Annotated in this window: 20 protein-coding genes; 7 read left to right on the top strand and 13 right to left on the bottom strand. The window is 42.2% G+C overall.

Annotation, left to right across the window (positions count from 1 at the left end):
* Window positions 1-61: 61 nt before the first annotated feature.
* Entirely contained in the window at window positions 62-1141 is a 1080-nt protein-coding gene (locus KXD93_RS17055; RefSeq protein ID WP_258138499.1) for an Ldh family oxidoreductase, read from the top strand.
* 47 nt (window positions 1142-1188) lie between these two features.
* On the opposite strand, the gene lepB is transcribed toward KXD93_RS17055, so the two are convergent.
* From lepB to KXD93_RS17025, 6 genes are all read right to left on the bottom strand, one after another.
* Window positions 1189-2343: a signal peptidase I gene (lepB, locus tag KXD93_RS17050; RefSeq protein WP_258138498.1), complete on the bottom strand. Its 1155-nt coding sequence runs from the start codon at window positions 2341-2343 to the stop codon at window positions 1189-1191.
* Between the two features lie 109 nt (window positions 2344-2452).
* Window positions 2453-3199, bottom strand: a complete 747-nt coding sequence (gene dapB, locus KXD93_RS17045; RefSeq protein ID WP_258138496.1) for a 4-hydroxy-tetrahydrodipicolinate reductase — start codon at window positions 3197-3199, stop codon at window positions 2453-2455.
* 57 nt (window positions 3200-3256) lie between these two features.
* Window positions 3257-3964: a DUF5683 domain-containing protein gene (locus KXD93_RS17040; protein WP_258138495.1), complete on the bottom strand. Its 708-nt coding sequence runs from the start codon at window positions 3962-3964 to the stop codon at window positions 3257-3259.
* Between the two features lie 62 nt (window positions 3965-4026).
* Window positions 4027-4719: a DUF5683 domain-containing protein gene (locus KXD93_RS17035; RefSeq protein WP_258138494.1), complete on the bottom strand. Its 693-nt coding sequence runs from the start codon at window positions 4717-4719 to the stop codon at window positions 4027-4029.
* 33 nt (window positions 4720-4752) lie between these two features.
* Entirely contained in the window at window positions 4753-5673 is a 921-nt protein-coding gene (locus KXD93_RS17030) for a ParB/RepB/Spo0J family partition protein (RefSeq protein WP_258138493.1), read from the bottom strand.
* A 4-nt stretch (window positions 5674-5677) separates the two neighbouring features.
* The gene (locus tag KXD93_RS17025; RefSeq protein ID WP_258138492.1) at window positions 5678-6481 is read right to left on the bottom strand and encodes a ParA family protein; all 804 of its coding nucleotides are present in this window, start codon (window positions 6479-6481) and stop codon (window positions 5678-5680) included.
* Window positions 6482-6825: 344 nt separating this feature from the next.
* Here KXD93_RS17025 and KXD93_RS17020 point away from each other — a divergent pair, with 344 nt between their 5' ends.
* The gene (locus KXD93_RS17020) at window positions 6826-7350 is read left to right on the top strand and encodes an NADPH-dependent FMN reductase (protein WP_258138491.1); all 525 of its coding nucleotides are present in this window, start codon (window positions 6826-6828) and stop codon (window positions 7348-7350) included.
* A gap of 72 nt (window positions 7351-7422) precedes the next feature.
* Here KXD93_RS17020 and KXD93_RS17015 read toward each other — a convergent pair whose 3' ends face one another.
* Entirely contained in the window at window positions 7423-9399 is a 1977-nt protein-coding gene (locus KXD93_RS17015) for a T9SS type B sorting domain-containing protein (RefSeq protein ID WP_258138489.1), read from the bottom strand.
* Window positions 9400-9576: 177 nt separating this feature from the next.
* Between KXD93_RS17015 and KXD93_RS17010 the strand changes: the two genes are divergently transcribed.
* Both KXD93_RS17010 and KXD93_RS17005 read left to right on the top strand, forming a co-directional pair.
* Window positions 9577-10893, top strand: coding sequence for a PQQ-dependent sugar dehydrogenase (locus tag KXD93_RS17010; protein ID WP_258138488.1), 1317 nt, complete (start codon window positions 9577-9579; stop codon window positions 10891-10893).
* A gap of 253 nt (window positions 10894-11146) precedes the next feature.
* Window positions 11147-13237, top strand: coding sequence for a TonB-dependent receptor (locus KXD93_RS17005; protein WP_258138487.1), 2091 nt, complete (start codon window positions 11147-11149; stop codon window positions 13235-13237).
* Window positions 13238-13277: 40 nt separating this feature from the next.
* Here KXD93_RS17005 and KXD93_RS17000 read toward each other — a convergent pair whose 3' ends face one another.
* Window positions 13278-15815 (bottom strand): family 20 glycosylhydrolase, encoded by a 2538-nt coding sequence (locus KXD93_RS17000; RefSeq protein WP_258138486.1) that lies wholly within the window; start codon window positions 15813-15815, stop codon window positions 13278-13280.
* 370 nt (window positions 15816-16185) lie between these two features.
* Between KXD93_RS17000 and KXD93_RS16995 the strand changes: the two genes are divergently transcribed.
* The 3 genes from KXD93_RS16995 to KXD93_RS16985 all read left to right on the top strand — a co-directional run bounded on the left by KXD93_RS16995 (window position 16186) and on the right by KXD93_RS16985 (window position 20711).
* Window positions 16186-16794, top strand: a complete 609-nt coding sequence (locus tag KXD93_RS16995) for a GIN domain-containing protein (protein WP_258138485.1) — start codon at window positions 16186-16188, stop codon at window positions 16792-16794.
* A gap of 244 nt (window positions 16795-17038) precedes the next feature.
* Window positions 17039-20167 (top strand): AsmA family protein, encoded by a 3129-nt coding sequence (locus KXD93_RS16990; protein WP_258138483.1) that lies wholly within the window; start codon window positions 17039-17041, stop codon window positions 20165-20167.
* 79 nt (window positions 20168-20246) lie between these two features.
* On the top strand, window positions 20247-20711 hold the full coding sequence (locus KXD93_RS16985) for a response regulator (protein ID WP_258138482.1): 465 nt from the start codon (window positions 20247-20249) through the stop codon (window positions 20709-20711).
* Between the two features lie 4 nt (window positions 20712-20715).
* Here KXD93_RS16985 and KXD93_RS16980 read toward each other — a convergent pair whose 3' ends face one another.
* The 5 genes from KXD93_RS16980 to KXD93_RS16960 form a co-directional block, all read right to left on the bottom strand.
* Complete coding sequence (locus tag KXD93_RS16980; RefSeq protein WP_258138481.1) at window positions 20716-21141, bottom strand: response regulator; 426 nt, start codon at window positions 21139-21141, stop codon at window positions 20716-20718.
* On the bottom strand, window positions 21141-22226 hold the full coding sequence (locus KXD93_RS16975; RefSeq protein ID WP_258138480.1) for a hybrid sensor histidine kinase/response regulator: 1086 nt from the start codon (window positions 22224-22226) through the stop codon (window positions 21141-21143). Before KXD93_RS16975 ends, KXD93_RS16980 begins: the two co-directional genes overlap by 1 nt.
* A 220-nt stretch (window positions 22227-22446) precedes the next feature.
* The gene (locus KXD93_RS16970; RefSeq protein ID WP_258138479.1) at window positions 22447-24588 is read right to left on the bottom strand and encodes a sensor histidine kinase; all 2142 of its coding nucleotides are present in this window, start codon (window positions 24586-24588) and stop codon (window positions 22447-22449) included.
* 9 nt (window positions 24589-24597) lie between these two features.
* Window positions 24598-25362 carry a methyltransferase domain-containing protein gene (locus tag KXD93_RS16965; RefSeq protein ID WP_258138478.1) on the bottom strand — a complete coding sequence of 255 codons (765 nt, stop codon included), beginning with the start codon at window positions 25360-25362 and terminating at the stop codon, window positions 24598-24600.
* Window positions 25363-25382: 20 nt separating this feature from the next.
* Window positions 25383-26189, bottom strand: coding sequence for a hypothetical protein (locus KXD93_RS16960; protein WP_258138477.1), 807 nt, complete (start codon window positions 26187-26189; stop codon window positions 25383-25385).
* Window positions 26190-26496 lie beyond the last annotated feature (307 nt).

Genomic DNA, 26496 nt, shown 5'->3' with positions numbered 1-26496 from the left:
GATTTACGAAGTTTCTAAAACTTCGTAAATCTGGCTCCATGTAAACCCGCTATATTTGTCCATGCTTATTTCCCAATCAGCCCTGCGCAGCTTTACTCAAAACATTTTTCTTGCTATGGGTTGCAATTCAACACATGCAGCGCTTGCTGCGGATGTACTGTTGCAGGCTGATCTGCGCGGGATAGACTCGCATGGCGTTGCTCGTTTAATTGGCTACGTGCGCTTGTGGGAGAGCAAAAGAATCAATGCTAACCCGAATGTCACCATTGTTCATGAAACACCTACAACGGCCACCGTTGACGGTGATGCGGGCCTTGGTTTGGTTGTAGCCCCGTTTGCCATGCAGTTGGCCATAAAGAAAGCGGAGCTATACGGCTCCGGCTGGGTATCTGTGCGTAATTCCAACCATTTTGGCATTGCGGGTTACCATGCACTAATGGCGGTTGAAAAGAACATGATCGGCTATGCTATGACAAATGCAAGTCCGCTTGTTGCCCCTACGTATTCGAATGAGCGTTTATTGGGCACTAACCCCATGTGCTATGCATTCCCCGCAGGCGACTATCCGCCTGTAGTGGTTGACATGGCTACCTCTGCCGCAGCCAATGGAAAGCTGGAGATTGCCCAGCGTGCAGGCAAGCCGGTACCAGAGGGGTGGATTCAGGATGCGCAGGGTAATTATACTACCGACCCTCATGCGTTAAAATCGGGTGGCTCATTACTGCCACTGGGCAGCGATAAGGAGCATGGCAGCCACAAGGGATTTGGGCTGAGCGCAACGGTTGATATTTTATCAGCGGTTTTGTCTGGTGCCAACTACGGTCCGTGGGTGCCGCCATTCGTGGCATTTTTAGATCCGCCGGCTGATCCTGTCGGGCTAGGCATAGGTCATTTTGTTGGGGCGATGCGGGTCGACGGCTTTCGCCCGGTTGATGAGTTTAAAACGCACATGGATAACTGGATCCGCCGATTCAAATCGGCACAAACAATTGACCCCGATCAGAAGGTGATCATCCCCGGCGAGCCCGAATTGGAAGCGGAAAAGGATAGAAAGGCAAACGGCATCCCGTTAGTAGATGCCGTTGTTAGTGATTTGAATGGGTTGGCCGATAAATTTAATATTGGTCGCCTTACCGCCTAATTCAGATTCTTTAAATCCGAAATAGAACATCCGACTTCCGAAATCCCTTAATGAATTCCTCTGAACAACCTGCTCCACCTGATCTTGCTGAAGAACGATGCGTTATCATCCCAGCTCATCCAGATAAAGAGAGCTTTCCCTACGATGTGATCCTCGGGTACAAATCCCCAGAAGCGTGAATCGTCGGAATCGTGGCGGTTATCGCCCATCATCCAGTAATAATTCATTTTAAAGGTATAGCTGTCTGTTTTTTTACCATTGATATAAATATCCCCGCCTTTTACTTCCAGTTTGTTCTTTTCGTAAACACTGATGCAACGCTCATACAACGGGTAGGTCATGCTATCCAGCTTCACTGTCCATCCCTTTTTGGGGATGATGATCGGGCCGTAATTATCAACATTCCATTTATAATCAGGTTGTTTGCCATTTAGCATTAAAGCCGGCGGCCCAACAGGGTGCATCTGGTTTGTTGGATAAACAGGACTATTCGGGTCGGTAGCGCCTTTAGGTGTAATATGAGGTGCAAGCGATTTAATATTCGAATAACCCTTTAACGTTTGCGCCGAGCCGGTGGTCATCGTCCAGCGTGGCGGGTTAGTGTTTTCGTAGTTGGTGGCGTGAAGATCGTCCCAAACCTGCGGATTTATATCGGTTCCGTTGGTGGTATAATCATAATCTATCTGCCCCTCCAGCGGATTAACTGCCTTTTTGCTGCCAATAAATACCTGTCCATCAACAACACTCAGCGTATCACCGGGAATGCCCTGGCAACGCTTTATGAAGTTCTCGCGCTTATCAACCGGCCGGTAAAAGGGAGAATCGGCGTCCATCGGGTAATTAAATACCACAACATCACTGCGCTTTACATCGCTTAGTCCGGGTAAACGGTAATAAGGAAGTTGAATACCATCCCAGTAAGCTTTGGTATTGATAAGCGGCATGGTATGATGGGCAAAAGGAAAAGCTATAGGTGTTATAGGTGTCCGGGCGCCGTAGTTTACCTTGCTCACGAACAAAAAGTCGCCAACCAGCAGCGATCTTTCCATTGACGGGGTAGGGATCACATAAGCCTCGATAAAAAAGGTTCGGATTAAGGTTGCCGCAATAACGGCAAAAACAATGGCGTCGGTCCATTCACGCACGGCGCTTTTCTTTTTTTTAGGGGTATTTTTCTTTTTACTCCAGAATTTCCAGTTCATGTTACAATATTGGGAATTTATTATCAGAAACAAGAGTCGAGAGCCAACAATCAAGACAAAATAAAGTGTATCAATGTTTTTCTCAAATCTCGCGTCTCAAATCTCACATCTATTTAAAGTCAAACATATCCTCAACCGAATAAAAGCCTTCCTTATCCTGGATCCATTCGGCAGCAAGTACGGCACCTAAGGCAAAGCCATTGCGGTTATGCGCTGTATGCTTAAATTCTATCGAATCCACCTCCGAATCGTAAATCACGGTATGTGTGCCCGGCACACTGTCTATCCGGAACGACTCTATCAGCAATTGATCATTTTTTACGTTGATCTCGTTTTCCTCACCATCAACGCTGAGCGCCTTTACCCAATCCTTTTTTGAATCAAGATTTTCAATGATGCCTTCGGCAATAGTTATGGCAGTGCCGCTTGGTGAATCCAGCTTTTGGGTGTGATGGATTTCTTCTACCTGTACCTCGTAATAGGGATAGTTGTTCATCAACTTAGCCAACACCTTATTTACATGGAAAAATATGTTTACGCCCACGCTAAAGTTTGATGCATACATCATGGCGGTGCTGCTGCGTTCATATTTCTCCTTCAGGTCCGGTAAGCTGTTATACCAGCCTGTGGTGCCCACAACAATTGGAACACCCGCATTAAGGCAGTGCTCAATATTGCTTAAAACAGTGTGCGGGGTACTGAATTCAATGGCAACATCGGCTAGTTGCAGGTTTTCTGCAGTCAGGTCGTCAAGGTTATCCTGGTCAATTTTTAGTACGATTTCGTGTTTGCGGTCGGTGGCAATTTTTTCAATTATCTTGCCCATTTTACCATACCCTAATAATGCGATCTTCATTGGTTTATTATAATGCTAAGCCTCGTGGTGTTCAAAATATTTACACCTAAACAATTATTAAAGCGTAAAGTTAATTTTTATCCCGGGAATATACCGACTTGAAAAATTTTGAGCGTATAAAGACTGATTTAGCAAAGTCGGGCTTACGTGGAATGAAAAATTGTTATCGAGGTTATAGCTATGAATAAACTTGGCATCAATATAGGCATCAACCGCATTTATGCCCCATAATGCAAGTAGGCCAAGATAGGAGAGGTCGCGATCACGACGGGCTATGTCCTTGGCATCGTAAATTGCCTGGTCGGGCTGGTAGTTTGGTCGTGTGCTGTAGAGCTGGTATTCAGCATAGTATGGATCAGTCTTTTTAGGTATTTTCTGTTTATACCGATAAAGCGATAATTGCAGAAATTCCCTGTAGCTTTTAATATTAAATACAACAGCCCAGCTTAGCATACCCAATCCACCGTAAATGATGGGGGCCTTCCAGATCTTCTTGTTGTAAACCTGCCCCCAGCCGGGAATAATCAACGACCGGATCACCGCTTTTTGCGGACTATGCAAAGTGTCGTTGTGATAAGTCTTAGGCTTCTTTATTTTGTGAACACGATTGCTCTTGAATAGGTCAGTGTCGCTTAGGCTTTGATCAAATTTGCCTTTTGGGTTCGTTAATGTAGTATCTGCAGACTGCGCTGTTGCAGCAAATACAGCCGAAATTAAAAACAGGATAATAAAAACGGTTTGTTTAAAAGATTTAGATGGAATCATTGATAAAGTAGTCTGTTTTTAACTAAGACTTTAGTTTAAACAGGGTTTCTATCAAAAAATTATTAGAGCGTTAAAGTAATTTTTAATCCGGGGATATACGACGCGGCGGCAAAGCTTTGTCCGAATACAGGTTGCCCGATCATGGTGGGGGTAACATGCATTGAAAAGTTATTATCCAGGGTGTAGCTATGAATAAATTTAGCATCAATATAGGCATCGATAGTTTGCACACCCCAAAAGGCTATAAAACCTAGTATGGATAGGTCGCGGTTTCTGCGGTAGCCATCCTTTGCATCATAAATGGATTGATCAGGCACACTGGAATACAAGTTGTATTCAGCATAATAGGGATCCTTTTTGCCTGGCGTTATCAAATGGTTCCGGTAGATGGATAGCTGCAGGAACTCTTTATAATATTGGGCATTAAATACATATGCCCAACCAATCAGTCCCAGTGTTCCATAAACAATTGGTACCTTCCAAATCCTGTGGTTATAAACCTGGCCCCAGCCTGGGATCATTAATGAGTGCATAACCGCGAGGTGCGCGCTATGCGTGGTATCAATATGGTAAACCTTTGGCTTTTTTACTTTAGGAATATTTGAACGTACAACATCAGTGTCCTGGCGGGTGGCTTTTAAAGTATCTGCCGCTTTACCTTTTATAACCTTTGATGAGGTTGTATCGGGCGTTTGGGCCCGTGCAGTAAAAATAAAAGCGGCAAGCAGCCAGGTTACGATCAAAAATTTATACATCTGTCAATTAAAAGCCCTGTTTACAAGGGTAAGTTACCACTCCATAATTTCGAGGATGCGGGTAAGATCGCTTTCTGATAAAAAGGGGATCTCAATTGTGCCGCGGCCATGGCCTCCAATTTTCAGCTTTACACGTGTGCTGAACTTTGATGCCAGGTCGTCCTGTATTTTTTGAACCTGGAACGAGATGGGCTCAGGTTGTTTGCCCTCCTTTTTTATAGGGGCCCTTTGCATATCACGAACCAGTTCTTCTGTCTTACGAACGGATAAACCTTGCTGTATAATATGCTGATGGATAAATATTTGTTTGGCAGGGTCTTCAATGGTTATCAGCGCCTTTGCGTGCCCCATGGTAATTTCGGATTCGCGGATGGACACCTGTATGGCGGGCGGCAGCTTCAGCAGGCGCAGGTAGTTGGCTACTGTCGACCGGTTTTTGCTTACGCGATCGCCAAGTTCGTCTTGTCTTAAGTTACACTCCTCAATCATCCGCTGCAGGCTTAACGCTACTTCAATGGCGTTCAGGTTTTCGCGCTGCAGGTTTTCAATAAGCGCCATTTCCAGCATTTGCTGGTCGTTAGCAGTGCGAACGTAAGCCGGAATTTGGGTTAACCCGGCAAGCTTTGAAGCGCGGAAACGGCGTTCGCCCGATATAAGCTGGTAACTGTGGGCATTAAGACGCCTGACAGTTATAGGTTGAATAATGCCTTGTAGTTTTATCGATTCAGAAAGTTCGGTTAAAGCTTCCTGGTCAAAATCAGTACGCGGCTGAAACGGGTTAACTTCTATCTCTGATAGCTTTATCTCATTGATCGAGCCCATGCTGTTAACTTCGGGACTCGATGAAACTTCTGTTTTATTTTGATTATGGTGATTATTCTGGTTAACACTATCAGAGTCATTCAGCAATGCACTTAATCCTCTTCCTAAAGCGTTTCTTTTTTCTGCACTCATCTTTTTATACTATTGCTGTTTTTTCAGTAGGTTCTTCTTTAACCAATCCGTTTTTGCGTAAAATTTCGCGGGCCAGGTTCAGGTAGTTTATCGCTCCCTTGCTGGTGGCATCATGCATAATTACCGATATGCCAAAGCTTGGCGCCTCGCTTAAACGGGTGTTACGCTGTATAATGGTATCAAAAACCATATCCTCAAAATGGCTCCTTACTTCCTCAACAACCTGGTTCGACAAACGCAGCCTTACATCATACATGGTTAAAAGGATTCCCTCAATCTCTAATGTCGGGTTTAATCTCGATTGAACTATTTTGATGGTATTTAACAACTTGCCCAAACCTTCCAACGCGAAATACTCGCATTGTACCGGGATAATAACAGAATCGGCAGCAGTTAAAGCATTAATGGTAATTAAGCCTAATGAGGGCGAGCAATCGATGATAATAAAATCATAATCATCCTTAATGGTATTTAAAACCGCCTTCATTTTATACTCGCGGTCGGTAAGGTTGATCATCTCTATCTCCGCGCCCACCAGGTCGATGTGAGCCGGCAGTAAATCGAGATTTGGCGTCTCGGTTTTTTGAATAGCCTCACGCGGATCTATCTGGTTTATGATGCACTCATAAATACTGTTCTTTATATTCCTCGGGTCAAACCCTATACCCGAGGTTGAGTTAGCTTGCGGATCGGCATCTACCAATAATGTTTTGAACTCCAATACGGCTAAACTTGCAGCCAGGTTTATGGATGATGTGGTTTTACCAACACCGCCTTTTTGATTGGCTAAAGCAATAATTTTACTCATTTTATATGTTAAAATTTTTTATAAATGGGTTTTTAGCAACAACGAAATAAAGGGATAGAAACTTATCCTTCCCTAAAGTTTTTAGTGCGGGATAAAGATACATATTTTAATAATTCCGAAATCCACAGGTTTTGGCTATTTACAAACAAGTTGGGGGGAGTTAGTGATTTAGTGAATGAGCGAATTAGTGATTGATTTAAAGGTGAATTGCTTAAGTGATACGAACAACTTCGCGTTGGATTACATTCACTAACTCACTCAATCGCTAATTCACTAATTATTTATTTACTTTGTTCTTTCGTGGGTTCCCAAATCGCTAATTCACTAAATCGTTAATTGAATCAATGACAACTACCATCATATCGTCTACTAACCGCCCTAATAGCTCAACGTTTAAGCTGGCTCAATATTACCAGAAAAGGCTTGCCGAAAAGGGAATGGAGGCCGGGATCTTGTCGTTGATGGACTTGCCCCCCAATTTAATTCAAACCGATCTCTACAAGAAACGAAGCGCGGAATTTTTGCCGATCCAGGACATTGTTTCAAAAACTGATAAGTTCATTTTTATTATCCCGGAATACAACGGCAGTTTCCCCGGTGTGTTGAAAGTATTTATTGATGCCCTGGATTTCCCGGGAAGTTTCTATGAAAAAAAGGCCGCGCTGGTTGGCTTATCGTCTGGGAAATACGGCAACATTCGCGGTATCGATCATTTTACCGGCGTGTGTCATTATATGCACCTGGAAGTAATGCCCTTAAAAATCCACATCGGCTCCATAAACAAGGAGTTTGACGAACACAACAACCTGTATCAAAGTGATACGCTGCAGTACACCGAAGAACAGATGGATAAGTTTATTTTATTTTAGTGGGGATTACACCGATAGGAACACCAACCACTTAACCTAATCAACCCAATCCAACTCAATCAATTTAAAAAATTACTTCACAAGCATCACCCAGCCTGAAAGTTTTGGCGTATTATTTTTCAGGTCGATGATGTAATAATAGGTGCCTTCGGGTAGGGGTGAACCGTTATAAGTACCATCCCACGGCTTTGAATAGCCCGTACTTTGGAAAACCCTTTTGCCGTACCTGTTAAAAATCTGGATGTTGCTCTCCGCATAAGTGAACAGCGCTTCAATGTTCCACAGGTCATTAATGCCATCGTTATTTGGCGAAAAGGTATTTGGGATAACAATTTTCTTATAAACCTTAACAAAAACAGGCAAACTGGTGGCAATGCCGCAGCTTTGGGAGGTTACAGTCATAACGTAGGTGATATCGTCGGTAGGATTAGCAATTGGAGTGGCTGAAGTAGGATCGTCAAGCGCTGTCGTGGGGAACCATGAGATACTCGCTATGTTGTCGCCGGTTACAGTGCCGTTCAGCTTTACCGATTGTCCTTCAAAAATCTTTTTATCGCTGCCTGCATCGGCTGTCGGAAGCTTCATCACTGTAACTGTTACCGACTTTGTATTGTCGCTGCACGCATTATTACTTGCGGTTAGGTTATAGGTAGTGGTTACCGATGGATTAGCTTTTGGGTTTGGAATATCGTCATGATCCAGCCCGGTTGATGGCGTCCATTTATAATATAGGCCGCCCGATGCATTTAGCTGGGTTGTTTCACCGATACAAATGGGGGCAACATCATCCACTTTTATCACCGGCTTTGGCGTAATGGTAACCTGTACATCTGCAGGCGTGCCGGCACAGCTAAGTTGAGAATTCGGGGTAATGCGATAGGGAGTAACGGTATATTTTCCGGCATCGGCAAGCGTTGCATTACTGATAACCAGCGGATTTTGTGAAGAGTTCTGAATGTTGGTGCCCGACCATACATAGGTATCACCACCGGATGCCGTTAAAATTAATGGCGTCCCCTCGCATACTGGCCCCAGAGGGGTTATAGATGCCACCGGAAGCGCGTTCACAACTACCGACAAAGGGGCAGAGTAAGTACGGCAGGTGAGCGTATTAATATCTCCACCGCCGGCAACTATACCAACCCTATATAAATAGGTCCCGGCAACAGAATTATTGGCAAGTCGTACATATGTATCTGAATTTGCGCCCGGAATGTCTGTCCAGCTATTGCCGACCGTATTAAAAAATTGCCACTGATAAATGGAGCTACCATCGGCCTTTGCTTTTAAAGTGACCGTTTGGCTGTCATTTAAACAAACATCCTGTGTTGTTTTTCCGGTGACGGATGAAAAGCCGGTCTGGATGATTGGCCCACATGCGCGAAAGGTAATATCATCCAGTGCAAGGTCATTCCCACATTGATCACCTCCGGGCTTATTATTTACTATTCTTACTATTACGCTGGTAACATCTACCGGCGTGGTAAAATAAGTTGAATATTTTATCCATCCGTCCTGGCCCTGTTCTACCGAAGGAACATCGTTGGTATTGTATGGCTGCCCGATTGGAGTTCCGTCAGGCTTTTGAATGGTGAATGTGAGATTGGGTTTTACGCCCGCCCCGCCGCAGCCACCGGGCAAAAGGACATTGTTTATATAAGCCGAAAATTCGTATTGAGTCCCGGGGCAAAGCTGACCGGCTGGTACGGCCTGTGTGTAAAAAAGTCCGGGCTGGCTTGATGCGTTAATCAGCATGAAATATCCATTTGGGTTTCCGGTATGGTCAGTCATAGTGCGCCATCCACTGAAACAACCGGATGTCCTGTTTATGATGGTATAATTTCCGTCGTTCGGGCAATCGCTGCCGACATAAGGATAATTAGTTACAGCGCTGCCGAGGGCCGGGCCAGGGTTTGTGCCTGAGCCAAAATCTTCCTTAAATACAGGATCGCCAAGACTTCCGGTACATTCCTGTGTCTGCCCATGGCTTTGTTTAAAAAAGCACAGGCAAGCGGCAAGCAAGAAAAGTTTTATCCAGGATGTACGCATCAATGGGCGATTACAGTTTATAAAAGGCGATTCCAAAAATAATTTAATTAACGATACTTAGTGTATAAAATACAAAAACGATTGCTTATTAATGGAATTGTTACCATCTGGCTTATATTGTGGCCCGTAAGGAACAAAAAAACGACAGCCCGGTTAATAAAAATCATATCAATAACCATGATAATAAGACGAATCGTCCTCACTGGCATAACTACATTAATGATTGCAGGGTGCTCCTCAAAAAGGCCCGATCCTGCTAAAGCCGATGATATTATTACCCCTGCCAAACAGCAAGTTAAGCTGGCTGCGCCTTATCAAACCAAATCAACCCGTAACTTTTGCGAGGTAATTGGATGGCCGAAAGGCAAAATGCCCGTTGCACCCGCAGGCTTCAAAGTGAATTTATATGCTGAAGGCCTGGATAATCCACGTAATATTTATGTAGCTCCAAACGGCGACGTATTTACCTCAGAAGCGAACACCGAAATTGGCGGAATAAAAAGGGTAGGAGCCAACATTATAGGCGCAAGTAAATCGCAGAATTATAATAAAAGCGCCAATCGTATCACCCTATCAAGAGACACCAATGGCGATGGTGTAGCTGATATTAAAAAAGTTTTTTTAAGCGGCCTGAATCAGCCTTACGGGATGCTGATATTAAACGGTTGGTTTTATGTAGCTAATACCGATGCGTTATGGCGATACAGATATAAACCCGGACAAACCAGTATTAGCGGCTCAGGGGAGAAGATTTTGATATTGCCCGCCGGTGGATACAATAATCACTGGACGCGCAATCTAAAGGCAAACAAGGATGGCAGCAAGATTTACATCTCAGTTGGCTCCGGTACAAACGATGCGGAGCATGGTATGGATGAGGAAGCACGGCGGGCTGATATTTTGGAAATCGATCCCGATGGAAAGCGCGAACGGATTTATGCAAGCGGATTACGCAACCCTGCCGGTATTGATTTTGAACCCCAAACCAATGTGTTGTTCACATCTGTAAATGAACGCGATGATCTGGGCGATAACCTGGTGCCCGATTATTTAACCAGTGTTAAGGATGGCGGCTTTTATGGCTGGCCTTATGCATATTTCGGTAAGCATGAAGATCCCGACCATGTTGGCGAACGGCCTGACCTGGTAAAAAGATCTATCACGCCTGATCTTTCCCTTGGATCGCATACTGCGTCGTTAGGACTTGCTTTTTATACAGGAAAGACATTTCCTGAGAAATACCGGGGCGGCGCATTTATCGGTCAGCATGGATCATGGAACAGTTCGAAACCGGTTGGATATAAGGTGGTATATGTCCCTTTTTTCAACGGAAAACCTACGGGCACAACCGAAGATTTTTTAACGGGATTTATTGCCGACCCGGTAAAAATGCAGGTTTATGGCCGCCCTGTCGGGATAGCCGTTTTGTCGGATGGATCGATACTGGTAGCGGATGACACCAGTAATAAAATTTGGCGGGTAGCGGTGAAATAGATCGATCAATATGGGACGTGATAAAAACAGGGTGTCATGGTGAGGCACTCGAACCATGAGCGCAAAGGCCTTTACGCTCTGCTTAGCACGCGGACAGGCCACTGCGCTCATCGCCCTTCGACAAGCTCAGGGTGACAGCCTGCTAAATATACCGGCTTTAGCCACAACTAACCCATTGATTCCACAATTCCGGTAAACAATAAACTGGCTACATATTTAAAATTAAGCTACTTTTGTTTTCCTTTAAAACCCCATGATTAAACGTTGCCTTAGCTTAGTTTTTGCCCTTGCTGTAGCAACAGGCGTTTACGCTCAAAATTCAATTTACATCCCCAAAAAAGATACTTCAAAAGTACTGGATCCGGTAATCATCAAGGCTTATTTATCCGAGCAGCCTTTGCTTAGCGCTCCGGCATCTGCAAGCGTGCTTAATAAAGACCAGTTGAGTAGACAGCCGGATAATTCATTTGTATCGGCATTAAATAGCGTGCCGGGCGTTAGGGCAGAAGAGCGATCACCGGGAAGCTACCGGCTTTCGATCCGTGGAAGTGTGATCCGATCGCCATTTGGTATCAGGGATGTAAAGATCTATTACGATGAAATTTCACTAACAGATGCGGGCGGCAATACCTATCTAAACGCACTCGACTTTAACAGCATCAACCATATTGAGATTTTAAAGGGCCCTGATGGCAGCTTATTCGGCGCGAACTCCGGCGGGGTAGTTTTGCTGAGCCCGATAAACCGGCGTTCGGATAGCAGTTTTGCTTCGGTTGCATTAAACGGTGGCTCCTATGGATTGGTACATGAAAATGCTGCTTTACAAACGCAATTGGGTAATTCAACATTCAGCCTGAACCAGGGCTATGAAACGTATGCGGGTTACCGGCAAAACAGCAACATGCAGCGCCACTTCATCCAGGCTGCTGACCGCTGGAAATACAATGCGAAAGATGAATTGCGTGCACTTGCCTTTTACTCCGATCTGAATTACGAAACACCCGGTGGGTTAACCCTGGCCCAATATCAAACCAACCCTACGCTGGCGCGGCCAGCCACCAAATTTGTACCCGGAGCACTTCAGCAAAAAATTGCCATCGGCACAAAAATGCTCTTAGGCGGATTGGTGAATGAACTGCATATTACCGACAGGCTGCGGAATGTACTATCCGTTTTTGGCAGCTATGTTGATTTTTCAAACCCGTTCATCACCAATTACGAGCGGCGTTACGAGGGTACTTATGGCCTGCGTACTTATTTTGAGCTTACCGGTAAACCGCAAACTAATTTTAACTGGCGGCTTAACCTCGGCCTTGAATGGCAGCAAACCAATGCCGATATCAATAACTATGGCAACCGTAAGGGCGTTAGAGACACCGCCCAAACGCTGGACAAGGTAAATACCAATCAGCACTTTTTCTTCACCCGTTATGCCGCCGATATCGATAAAAGGCTCCATGCTGAAGCTGCTTTGAGTTTGAACTTTTACGATTACAAATTCCGCAACGTTTACCCAAACGCTGAGACTGATTTCACTAACCGGAGTTTCACGCCGCAGTTGATGCCGAGGATTGCATTTTCGTACGACGTTACTAATGATTTCATTTGGCGTGCGTCGGTAAGCCGTGGGTATTCAACACCAACTACTGCTGAGATCAGGCCGACGGATAATATTATTAACACCAGCTTACAGCCCGAGCATGGATGGAATTACGAAACAGGTTTCCGCCTGCGCAATAAGGACGAAAGCACTTACCTGGACGCCTCGGTATTTTATTATCGCCTGCAAAACGCAATTGTTATCAGGGGCGTTGACGAGGTGAACGAAACCGAGCATTTTACCAACGAGGGTGGCACAAGCCAGCCGGGAATTGAAGTGTATTTTACTACATGGTTTATCAAACCAAACAGTTCAGGATTTATAAGGGGATTGCAATTTAGTGAGTCAGTAGCGTTAAGTAAGTTCACTTTCAAAAACTACAGCGACTCCACAAAAAATTATTCAGGCAATAAAGTTCCGGGAGTTCCGGGGCAGGTTTTGGTTACTAATATCACCTTTAAGTTCCCGCAAAATATTTATTTGTTTACGCAATACAACTATACGTCAAGCGTAGCCTTGAATGACGCGAACTCCATATTTGCGGCGCAATATCATTTATTGCAGGCCAAAGCCGGATGGCAGTTTAGCATTAACCGTAAGGGAAAATTCGAAATTTATGCGGGGGCAGATAACCTGCTGAACCAAAAATATAGCCTGGGAAACGATTTGAATGCTATTGGGAGCAGATACTTTAACCCTGCGCCTCCACGCAATTGTTACATTGGCTTTAGCGCAGGGTTTTAAAAAGTTTAACAAAGGCAACCTCAAATGCCCCTGTTAGTTGTTAGGGAGTAACAGCTTCTGAAACGTTGCCACCCCGCCCTTTAGTATCAAATGCACGGAACTTTACATTGCTTCCGTCAATTGTAACAGCATCGTTATAGAGCTTGCTTTTTTCATCCGGATCCTTGCCGTTGGTGGTGTACCTGATGGTCAAGCCCGGGAACTGGATGTTGGCCGCATATTTACCATCCTGCAAAATAACACCTGGTTTTGGTACACGGTAGTTATAACCACCATTATAATAGCTCAACCTTGGCATTTCGCGTTTACCCAACACGTTTAAAAAATTCACCCAATCCTTTTGATACAGCGAATCACTTTTTGCGATATTCTTTTCCGTTGCCCATACAGGGTCCTGTGCCCAGGCACGTTCGGCAAAACCTAACAGGCGGGGCAGCAGCATATATTCCAGTCTATCGGTAGTTTTAATATTCTCGCCCCAAACGGCGCTTTGCAAACCAAGGATATTGCTTTTGCCATAATCGGTAAGGCGCTGCTTGCCGATGAAGATATTACGGTTTAACGGCAGCCCATCCTTATCCACCTTTGAATTCTTGAAATAATCAAACGGGATAAAAGAGAACGGTTTATCTATATCAGAAAATGCGCCCCAATAGTAACCCGGCTCATCGAATGATTTGTAATGCGCCATATCAAAATACATATTGGTTACGCAGGTAAGCACGGTTTTGTATCCCGCATTTGCCAGCTTATAAGCCAGGTCCTCGTTGCCGCCGCCAAGGGTATTGTTCCAAACTTCGGCTTGCAGGTGCTCAGGCATAAAATCGGGGTTGGGCACGTAAACAGGTTGGCCATCCAGCGCGGTTTTGCGCAGTGCCATTTCTTCCCATCCCGACAGGTAAAGCCCCTTTGCCTTTACCAATTGGTTAACGCGGCCATAAAAGTAATACCACAGATCGCCGGTGCTTTTAATTTCAGAGTGAGTTGCCTTGAGCGCCAGGTAAGCCGGGGATTGCTCCCAAACATGCGCCGGAACTTCATCTCCGCCAAAGTTGATGGTTTTTAATTGCACACCGGCATCTTTATACATGTTCACTATGTCGCTTATCACCGTTTCAACAAAGTTATAGGTTGATGGCAAGGATACGTCGATCACGTTATCTGTCCAGTATTGGGCGGTGCTGTATGTAGATTTGTCGTTAGGATCATATAATAGATATTTTTCGGCCTCGGCTTTTTTACCTTCAGCCATCAGGCGATCATACCGGGCGGTCATTGATTTTACAGCGGCGCGGGCATGGCCAGGCGCCTCAATTTCGGGGATAACCATAATGTGCAGCTTATCGGCATATTTCAGGATCTCGATAAAATCTGCACGGGTGTAAAAGCCGGTACCTGTTTTGTTATCCAGTTCGCCGCCGGAGCCATGGGAAGCCGGTAAGAAATGTTTGCTGTCTAAAGTATGCCCGCGTCTGGCACCAACTTCGGTAAGTTCGGGTAAGGAAGGCATTTCTAAACGCCAACCCTCATCCTCGGTTAAGTGCATGTGGAATACGTTGAGCTTGTATAGCGCCATTACGTCCAGCACCCTGAAGATCTCCTTTTTAGGCTGGAAGTTACGGCCAACATCCAGCATAAAAGCACGGTAGCCAAAACGCGGTTCATCCTTTATCTCAACGCATGGAATTTGAATTTCTTTTTGCGGATGAGCCCAAGCGGAAGGTGAAATCAGTGTTTTGAGAGATTGAATTCCATAAAACATACCAGTGGAATCAGATGCATTGATGGTAATTCCCGTTGGAGATACATGTAACTCATAACCTCCTGGTTTTATTTCAGGGCCTATTTGTAAAAAAATATCGTAGCCAATTTTTGGTCTTTTTTTAATTTCAGATGGAGCGGGAAGAATCGATTTTCCAAATAATATTGCTAATTGTTCTGCAAGATAATCTGTTTGGTCAACCGAACTATGACTGGTAATCCATACTCTATTATGTAAGGTAAAAAATCCCCCCGTCTCCTTATAACTCACCGGCGTAGGAAATACCTTGGTTAACTGTGCTTCAGGTACATCGGTTATATTTTTATTCAGATCATAAATTATAGCAGGTGTTATCAGTCCTTTATAATTGGGTTTAAAAGGCTTGATGATAAATGCCCCTGTATTGTAGCCTTTGTCCGGTTGGGTATCCCAAACTACATAAAAACCCTCGGGGCCGTCTGTTACGGTAATTACCGGGTCCTCGTCAATAAACTCTACGCGCACGGATTGGCCAGGTTTGATATCGCCAAAAGTTGCGGTAGGTGTAAGGCTGAAAAGGTCACCGTTTACGAATTTGATGGTGGCGTTGCCCGTAACAGCTTGTTCTGCAATTAGTCGTGCCGAGTTGAAATACATTTTCCAGCCGGTAGCAGGAAAGGTTGTTTTTCCATTATTTGTAATGGTGATGGCATTCAGCGCCTGCGCCTTGCCCTGGTAATCATTTTGCAGCGCTTCCCAGGTTATACTAAGATCGTGCGTATTGAATTTTGGTTCGTCTTTGGGTTTGGCAGCGGTACTTAAACAAAATGCTGCCATAATAATAACAAGGAATTGCCGCATAGGATAAATTATCAGGTTGTTAATGAGGTAGTAAATATAAACTATTTATGAAAAATCAATAACTTTTTAAAATATTTTAAGAAGTTATTGATAAGATGCTTAACAGATGGAAATAGCTACTTATAGTCGATGTAGGGCGGTTTAGCGCCGATAAGTCGCGAATTTTAACCGATAAATCGAAATAAATCCGCTGTAAATCAACAAAATAGATTTTGTCGACTGTGGTTTATGGTTTGTCTATAACTCGCGTTCCGGGGTCTATTTCGTTTTTACACGCGGCAAAAAGGTTGTTGCTTTGAACATTGAAAACAACAAACACAAAATCAACCATTAAAATATTACGACAATGAAAACATCACTTTTAACCATCGCTATCGCTATCGCAACCACATTTGGTTTCAGTAAATCAACTTTTGCAGCAACTGGTAACAATACTGAAGAAAGTACTGTATTAACCAATGTAAATAATATCACTGAAATAGAAATTCACGGAAATGTTGAACTTTATTTATCAAGCGGCGATGCCGACCGGGTAAAGGTTTATAACAAATACTATTCAGACAATGCATTGGTGCAGGACGAGAACGGCGTATTGCGTATAACATCATACACCACACAAAAATTAAAAGTGTGGGTTACCGTAGCCCAGCTTCAAAAATTGAGCGTTTATGATAATGCCGATGTAAGATCATTCGGAAAGTTCTCAGCTATCGAACTTGACGTTAAATTATACAACACCGCATCGGCTAAGTTAAATATGGATGCCTTTACCGCCAGCGTTACCTTAAATGACAATACGAAAGCCGAGCTTATGGGCAACGTTAACGAAGGGGAACTAAAATACAGCCGCGCAGCATATGTTAATATCGATAATTTAAAGGCAGAGCACCTTGTTAAATCCGAAAAAATGCACAGGCCGGAATTTAACCATGCCGATGTGTTTGCTGTTATTTAATTCCTAGCCCCTATATATATCATTACCTGAAGGAGCGGCCTCTTGAGTTAATCAATGAGGTCGCTTGCTTTTATGCCGGTTTTTCAGCCTGATTAAAAAATGAAACTATAATTGTTTCACGGGTTAACCGAATGTTAAATATTGACGCTTTTTGCCGGGTTACCTTTCAAATCGTTATTTTAGCTGTGTTTAATCTTAAACATAAAGATTTCGCTAACCTTTTTTGCCGCTCACAATTAAGTCTATGAGTATATCCATCAGGAAAACCATTATTAAAACCCTAAAAATAACCGGTATAACCATCGGTACGCTGCTGATACTTTTATTCGCGCTGCCCATTTTATTCCCTCAAACAGTTAGTAATAAAATAAAACAGTGGGCTAACGGGAGTATAAATGGCCAGTTGGAGTTTTCTAAAACAGGATTATCGTTCTTTAAGCACTTCCCAAATCTTACGCTAACCCTGTACGACCTGGACTTAAAAGGCAGCGCCCCCTTTCAAAAAGACACGCTGGTGGCAGCCAAGGAAGTTTCGTTCGGGATTGATTTGAGTACATTGTTTGAGAAAAAGCTTACCATCAACAAGATCTTTTTGAGCAATGCCTTTATCAATATCCAATCGGACACTGCAGGGCATGTAAACTATAACGTTTATAAATCTGCTGCCAACAAAGGCGCGGGAGCTGCAGATACGAGCAGTGCATCGCTGGGGATAGACCAGATCCTGATTGAAAACAGCAGGTTTGTTTATAATGATCCGTCGATACCAGTGAAGTTTGTTGCCCGCGGTGTAAATTATACCGGCCAGGGTGATTTGACAAAGGACGTATTTGACCTCCACACCCACACCGAAATGCAGTCGGTTGATTTTTATTATAACGATGTTCCTTACGTGCTATCGAAAAAGCTGAATGCTGATCTGATAACGCAGATAAATACCAAATCGCTGGCATTTGTCTTCCAGAAAAACGACCTGCTGTTAAATACCCTGCCTGTTAATTTCATCGGAAAATTTGCTTTCCTGAAGAAGGGTTACAGCATGGATTTTAACATCAATTCAAAGGATAGCCAACTTCGTGACGTCATAAATGCTTTGCCGCCTGCCTATTTGAAAGGGCTTGATAAAACAGAAATAAAGGGCACCGGAAATATCAAGTTCCGCCTGGCCGGTTTATACAATGCTGCAGACAGCACACTGCCCGATCTGAGCCTGAATATCAAAGTTCGTAATGGTTATATCAATAGCCCAAAAACGCCAACTCCCATCAGTAATTTATATGTTGATTTTGATACCCAACTGCCCGGTCTCGATCCGGATAGCTTGAAGGTGAATCTTGATTCACTGCATTTTAATATGGGCAGGGATTATTTGAATTCGGTAGTAAAAGTTAAAGGGACAAAAGCTCCAATTGTTTACGCCAAACTGAATACAGAAATGGACCTGGAAAAATGGAATACGGCGTTTGGCAAAATGCCCGTAAGCCTGAAGGGACAGTATACTTTGCACTTATTAGCCCAGGGAAAATATGCAACTGTCATCCATCGCATAAAAAAACATAAGGCGGACACCGTTATTACGAGTATTCCAAAATTCAATGTACAGTCTACATTCAGGAACGGCTATATTAAATACGCAAGCGTGCCCGAAGCTGTAAAAAATATCAGCTTTGACATGAGCGTGGTTTGCCCGGATAATAATTACCAGCATACCAGTTTCTCAATAGATAATTTGAACGCCAACGTGCTTGAAAATTTTATAAAGGGACACTTTAAAATGAATGCCGAACCGGGTTTTCCGATGGATGCCGATTTAAAGGCAAAGTTCAATATGGCTGACATCAAAAAGGTTTACCCGATAGACAGTTTGGGCGTATCCCTTGCCGGAAACCTGAATGCTGATCTGCAAACCAAAGGCAAATACCTGCCCGCGAAAAAGATCTTTCCAACTACAAAAATTAACGTTCAGCTTAAAGACGGGGTAATCCAGACAAAGTATTATCCGCATCCTATTCAAAACATCCAGGTAAATACCAATATTGTAAATAACAATGGTTCACTGGCAGGAATGAAGGTTAGCATCAAGCCTGTTTCGTTTGTGTTTGAGGGCAAGCCCTTTACCTTTAGGGCCGACCTGAAGAATTTCAATAACATCGAGTACAACATTGCATCGCAAGGCACGCTTGACATAGGTAAAATTTACCAGGTATTTGCAGTTAAAGGCTACAATGTAAAAGGGCAGATAAAAACCAAACTCGCATTAAAAGGCAAGCAAAGCGATGCCGCAGCAGGTAATTACGCAAAACTGAATAACTCCGGCAGTATGCAGGTAAAGGAGCTTGCGGTTACATCTGACCTTTTCCCGAAGCCATTCCTGATTAAGAACGGTACGTTTAGCTTTAAGCAGGATAAGATGAACTTCGACGCATTTACCGCAACTTACGGCAAATCAATAATCACGTTAAACGGCGCATTGTCAAACGTAATTGAGTATGCAACCAAGCCGGGCGCTACGCTCAAAGGCGATCTAAATTTCGGTAGCCCGAACATTGTAGCGGATGATTTTATGGCTTTTGCCAGCTCCTCTCCAACCCAAAGCGGTCACCCGGGCTCAGCTTCAACCGGGGTGATCATGGTGCCTAAAATACTTGATCTGAACCTTACTGCCGATGTGAAGAAGGTAAAATATAACGGACTTGAATTAACTGATGCAAAAGGCCAGATGGCCATTACAAACGGCAACATCGTTTTGAAACAAACGGGCTTTACTATAATTGGCGCGCCCGTAATCATGGATGCAACCTACAGCAGCCAAAGCACGAAAAAGGCCACGTTTGACTACCACATCAGCGCGAAGGAGTTTGATATAAAAAGAGCCTATAACGAAATTAAGCTATTCCATGATATGGCCTCATCGGCCAAAAGTGCGGAGGGGTTGGTATCGCTTGATTACCAATTGAGCGGCAGGTTGAACAGCAATATGTACCCGGTTTATCCTTCCTTAAAGGGTGGTGGTGTGCTTTCGGTTAAAAAGGTATCAGTGCATGGGTTCCATCTTTTCGGCGCAGTAGGCAGTAAGACTGACCATAAAATTGACAGCGGCGATGTATCCAAGGTGAATATTGAAACTACCATCGCCAATAACATCATCACCATAAAGCAAACCAAAATGCGCATGGCCGGCTTTAGGTTAAAGTTTTCGGGGCAGGTAAGCTTTGATAATGTACTGAATTTGCAGTTCCGGTTAGGGCTGCCACCGTTCGGTATTTTCGGTATCCCGATGACCATCACGGGTACACAGGCAAATCCGAAGATCAGGCTGGGCAAAGCGAAAAAGGATGATGAGATAAAGGAGACGGAGGATAATGGGGAGTAAGCAAATATGTTCAAATAAATAAATGGAATAGGCTTATTTTTTATAACTTAGTGTACAGGATGTATTGCAGTTTAATAATATGCCGGCTGATAAAATAACTATACTTTATGTAGATGATGAAGAAAATAATTTATTTTCTTTCAAGGCTACTTTCAGGATAAAATATAATGTACTTACTGCGCTGAGCGGCGACGCGGCTTTAGAGATTTTGGGAAAAAGTTTGGTCCACATTATTATTACTGATCAGCGGATGCCGGAAATGACAGGCGTTGAATTTTTAGAGAAAGTATTAGAAAAGTACCCAGACCCGATGCGGCTCCTCTTAACGGGTTACGCCGATATGGAGGCTGTGGTAGATGCAGTTAATAAGGGAAAAATTTTTCATTACCTCTCCAAGCCATGGAATGAAGAAGAATTGGATCTAACTATACAAGCGGCATATGCAAAATATCTTGAAAGAGCCGAGTTAAAAGAAACAAATAAAAAACTGGAAGTATCTAATGATCAGTTAGAGTTTTTACTTCGACAAAAGCTGCTTTCTTAGGCCTTTATTTAATGCTCCCCATCCTCACTTCGTTGAGTAGCGAGTTTAGTTTATCTTTTGTGAGGGGTTTTTCCACGATGCTGTTTATTTTTCTATAGGTGAAAATTCCGTATAAATCTTTTGGGTCTCTTGAGGGTGATAATACAGTTAATATAATAATTATATAATTCTTTTGAATTTCAGGCGAAAGTTTTTCAAACTCTTCGACAAACTTAAAACCATTCATCCGCGGCATTTGCAAATCAAGTAAAATTATAGTGGGCAGATCTCCCTCCAAACTATGGTTTTTACCGATTGTATCCAGCGCATGTTCTGCATTATTAAAAATCTCAATAACGAAGTTTTTGTTGGTACGCTCCAAAAACTTTTTTGTAACAAAGCAATCAAGCTCACTATCATCAATAATTATAAAAGAAAATTCTGCTTTCATCACGTGGAGGGGATTGTTACTTTAAAAGTTGTTCCCTGGTGCAAAACAGAGTCGACTTCAATATGACCATTTAATTTTACTAATGCACTTTTTACATTGTATAACCCAAAACCAGACCCTACTTCGAGCGAATTTGAGCGGAAGAAAAGGTTAAATATTTCTCCAAGGTGACTTGCTAAAATGCCTATCCCGGTATCTCTTATATAAATTACCGCCTCGCTTTTCTTTATCTCAATGTCTACCTCAACAGATTTATTTTTACTGCTTTTATCCTGGTATTTAAACGCATTTGATAAAAGATTATTTAAAATAAGCCTTAATGGAGCTTTATCGCTGAAAAAAACTTCGTCCTGCTTAACATTCACTTTAAACGTAACATGATTTATTTTTGAGTTTACAGAATATATGGCTTTTAGTTCATCCATAATGTTATTAAAATCAATTTCTGTTATCTTTAACTCTCCTCTTTGCAAGCTATAATAGTCATGCATGCTTAAAACATAGGTATTCAGTTTTGTCACCGATTTTTCCATTAAAAACAGCATCTCTTTCATCTCATCAACATCGTCTACATCCCTTGCAAGATTAATGGCCCCCAAAATCCCCGACAATGGGCCCCTGATATCGTGGCTAACGCTATAGGCAAACTTATTTAGTTCATTATATGCTTTTTGCAACTCATCGTTTTTAATTGCAAGCATTGAATTGGCCATGTAAAACTTATTGGCCTCGTCAATAGCCCAGATGATATCGGCTTCTATCCACGGCTTTCTTACATACCTGAATATGTGCCCTTTATTAATAGCGTCAATTATCGAATCAACATCCGTGTAAGCTGTGAGCATGATCCGTACGGGAAGAGGGTGGGTAATCCGGATTTCTTCAAAAAAATCAACCCCTGTTTTGCCCGGCATTCGCTGGTCACAAAAAATCACCCTTATTTCAGGATCTTTATCCAGGTAACGTATGGCTTCGGGTATATTTACTGCGGTGAAGATTTGATAATCAAGTCTTAATGATGCCTTAAAACCTACCAGGTTCTCAGGTTCATCATCCACATATAAAATTTTTATTTTTTCAGCCACAGTGTCTCAGTTTAGGTAACCCAATTCTAAAGCATTCATTTTATTTATTATCAAATGTAAGATACAATTTGGGGGTAAAAAATGATCGGTATCGGTAAATGAGTGATAGCTGTCAATAATGTAAATGACCGGTGTCACTTAATTGGCTGGTTGTCTGACCTTAACAGTGTTAATACATATTACACGAAAACAATACGTGCTTTATTCAACCCTTTAAAATTTATGTATTTATGGGTATTTGTAAAACAAACTCGGTTCCTTCTCCCGGCACACTATTAACACTTATAGTGCCATTATGTTTTTTAATGGTATTGTATGCAATTGACATCCCTAATCCAGTGCCTTCCCCTACATCTTTGGTGGTAAAAAATGGTTCAAAGATCTTTTTTTGAGTTTTAGCATCCATGCCGGTCCCGTTATCTTTAAATTTTATAAATACATTTTTTTCGTCATGGCTTGTCAGGACAGTTATTTCACCACCTTCATTTTCACCGAATTTTTTATGCACTGCATAAATTGCATTGGCAATAATATTTAAAAATACCTGGTTTAACTTTCCTGCATAGCATTCTACATTTGGCAGATCTCCATATTTTTTAATAACTTTTATTTTATTGTTTAGCATATTATTTGCTATAACCAGGGTTGAGTCAAGACCCTCATTGATATCAGTCTTTTTCAGGTTGTCTTCATCCAGGCGCGAGAAAATTTTCAGGCTTTTAACAATTTCAGCGGTGCGGGTGGCACCTTCATTAATCCCTTTTATAAGGTGCTTGATTTCTACTGTTAGATAATCAAAATCCAATTCTTCTTTGTATTCCCTTATTTGTTTTTGCTTATCAGCAGTGGTAGAATCGGAGAGCCCCACATTTTCAATAACGGTAAGCGCTTCCAATATTAATTCAATATCCCTGTTTAAGGGTTTTATGTTTGAAGTAACAAAGTTTATGGGGTTATTAATCTCATGCGCTATTCCTGCAGTTAACTGGCCAAGAGAAGCCATTTTTTCAGATTCAACCAACTGGCTTTGCGTTTGCTTTAAATCATCAAGCGTTTTATTCAGTTCAAGATTTGATTCGCTTAACTCAACGGTACGTTCATTTACCTTTAATTCCAATACCACATTTTGCTCCCTTATAATGCGTTCATTTTCCATGGCAATATTCAGGGCTTCTGCTTGCGATGCTGCTTTTTCTCTTTTTAAAATGTTTATCCTGTCGGCCAAACCAAAGGATAGCAATGCCATTTCTATTACAGAGGCTCCCTGCATGGAATAGCTGGTAAACGTATTATATGGCAAAATGCCGTTATCTTTTAGGGCAAAGATGATGGCCCCTATGAGTAAAACCGACCATGAAAAGAACACAAACTTTGCCGGCCGATATCCATTTCTCATTACAATAGCAGATCCTATGAGAATACTAAAAGCAAATAAGGTGGTTGACATCTGCATGAGCTGGAACCCAACCTGTACTTTGCCGGCAAGCGTAATTAAAAATGCTATGGCCTGAAGAATAATAACGATGATAAGAACTACGTCAAATTTTCTCGCTCTTTCCCGCGTTAAAAGAAATGACCTGGTAAACAGCGTAGCGGCTATTGCACCTAAGCACGCAAAAAGAATTACACTCTTTAATTCAAATGCCGGAAAGTTTCCCCATAGATACTGAAATGTAAATCCTTTTATGCCAATTTGTGTTAAACCAACAGAGGCTACGTAAACAACATAATATAAATAGCTTTTATCCCTAACTGTGAAAAAGATAAAGAGGTTATACAAAAACATAATTAACACCGCTCCGACAAAGATCCCCGTTAGCTGGTTTTCCTTACTTAGAAATTGCCATAAGTCCGTTTTTTGATTAACCGAAATAGGTAATATTAATTGTTCCGAACTTTTAATTCGCAGGTAATAAGTTTTAGTGGTATTATAAGGAACATTAAGATCAAAAATGTAATCAGGATGTTGGTATTTGCGGGCATTGAAATTCCTGATCTCGCCCATCAAAATACTATTATACTGATTTTGAGCATCCGGCGTAAAAAGTTCCACTTCATCAAGTATAGGGTATGCTATATCCAAAAGAAGATCCGGCGTTTGGGTTTGATTGGTTACAGTAAATCTGATCCAGGTACTAACTGCAGAAAATCCAAGATTAGGAACATCTTTATCATATTTTTTAAACCCTGCCGACGCTATTACATCTTTAAAGGCAAGCTCCTGTTTGCTTTGCAGTACCGAAATTTGCCTGCCGATCATAATTCTGCCTTGAGAATTACTGACAATCACATCAGCGCTTGCACCGGTGCTTAAAAAAAGGAAAGAAAAACAGATCAGTAACCTGAAAAAGTGTTTACACATATTGTTTATCTATTTAATGCATGACGCCAATACGAGATTGATGGAGCAGGCGAAATGGTTTTCATCATCGGCCTTTTGCAATGCTTTATAAAAAGCATGATATTCCTGCTCCTTAATATAGCCTTTTTCAACAGCCTCCTGTATCATCTTTTCAATCCAGAAATATTCATTTGCCTCTTTTAAAGTATTAACAACAAAAGGATGAATTTCGAACTTAATGTCCCTGAAATTGCTCAACTGCAAATAGTTAATAAGCTTTTCTGCAGCAAAGCCATTGTTTACTTTAACATTTGTTAAGTAGGTGTTCACGTTTTTTTGCGTCTCAACAAATTCAGTATAGAAGGATAAGCTGTTCCAATCCGTTTCAATAATTACCAAAGGTTGGTCCTTCTTCAGGATCCTGTTAATCTCGGCGATAACTTTTTCGGGATTCTTGAGATGCTGGATCAGGCGCTCGGTTCTAAGTCCTGATATTGTTCCATCTTCAAATGGCAATGGGCAGGCTTCCGATAGTATGAAATCAACATTGTTGATCTCCTTCGAATCTTCTTTTGCTTTTTGCAGCATAACGGGGTCATGATCAACCCCAATTATTTTAAGATCTTTTCCGGTTATTTTCGCCAGTTCAATAACGTCATTCCCGGCTCCGCATCCCAGGTCAATAATAGTTCCATTATTTATGCTTCTAAAAAACTTATAAGAATGCTCTTTTAAGTTTATCAGCAAACGTCTTGAGTTTTGCAGATAATTGATATCGTAGTGTTTGTTTTCCATGGTTTGATCAAGTAAATTTATTAAAAGCTATTGCTTTCTTCGTGAATTTCCGATTTAAAAAAATTGCTTTCTGCTGCTGCAATAGTCTGGGATAGATCCCATTTATCCAGGTGTGGGATACTAAGTTCAAAATCTATAGTTATCTCTTTTTCCTTTAATTCATGGATCTTTAAGCTATCGGGGTTAGCTCTCATTTGCAATATGGCAAGCTTATCCTCTTCAGCAGCCAGGCTCAAATCCGAAACATCTTTTAAGATCATTGCAGTTGCAATAAGGTCAAGTTTGGGGTAATAAAAGGTTCCATTATTGCCTACACTATCTATTAGCACCATCCCGCAATTTACAACAGGCTTTACCGTATAAGGCGCACATAATGCGAAGAGCGATTGCAAACCAATTTGTGATGAAATTGCAATTAGCGTACGGATCAGCAAAGGTGTTCCTATTCCATATCCGGCAAGTTCCTGCGAATTCCATAAACCGCAGATCTCGCCTGTACCTTGTTTTGAAAATTCCCAAACAAGTTCAAATATCCCCGGATCCATTGTCCCTGTAGCTTGCTCAATAGGTAATGGTTCTGACCCGCCGGCAACGTGTACCCTCGCGCCTCCATATAAAGTTTTTCCATCTATTGATTCTACAACTATTACAAAAACAGCGGGGTTTTTGGCCCATCCATTTTTAGAGGAGGTAACCTTTGTAACCCCTATACTGGTCAAAACAGCTGTATGCCCTTTAATAAATAACTCACAGGTTTCCGGCTCGTCAATTGCCCTGTAGGCCCGAAGCCTTAATTCGGGTCGGCCTTTTTTTACATAGTCTTCCATTTATCGGATTTTTTTCCCAATTCACGATCACCCTCCAAAATCAATAAAATAGACTGATAGACCAGAGTAGCCTCCGGTGCGAAAAAGTAAAATATAACCAGGAAATCTTTGCTTCAGGTTAAATCAACAATGCTATCAGTTAATCAAATCAGCTGTTTTCTTACTGGAAGTAAAAAAATCAGATTAAATCAACTATCAATTAGTTTTAAGTCTTCAATAAGTATTTCTTACGTAATTTGCCGGCAAATAGATATCATTATTTGTTTTGCAGCAAGCGTAGTTAATACCGATCAAATATCGGTAAAAT

Source organism: Mucilaginibacter phenanthrenivorans, assembly GCF_024721155.1.
Taxonomy (GTDB): domain Bacteria; phylum Bacteroidota; class Bacteroidia; order Sphingobacteriales; family Sphingobacteriaceae; genus Mucilaginibacter; species Mucilaginibacter phenanthrenivorans.
The sequence above is the reverse complement of the archived record's forward strand: the minus strand, read 5'-3'. Positions and strand labels throughout refer to the sequence as shown.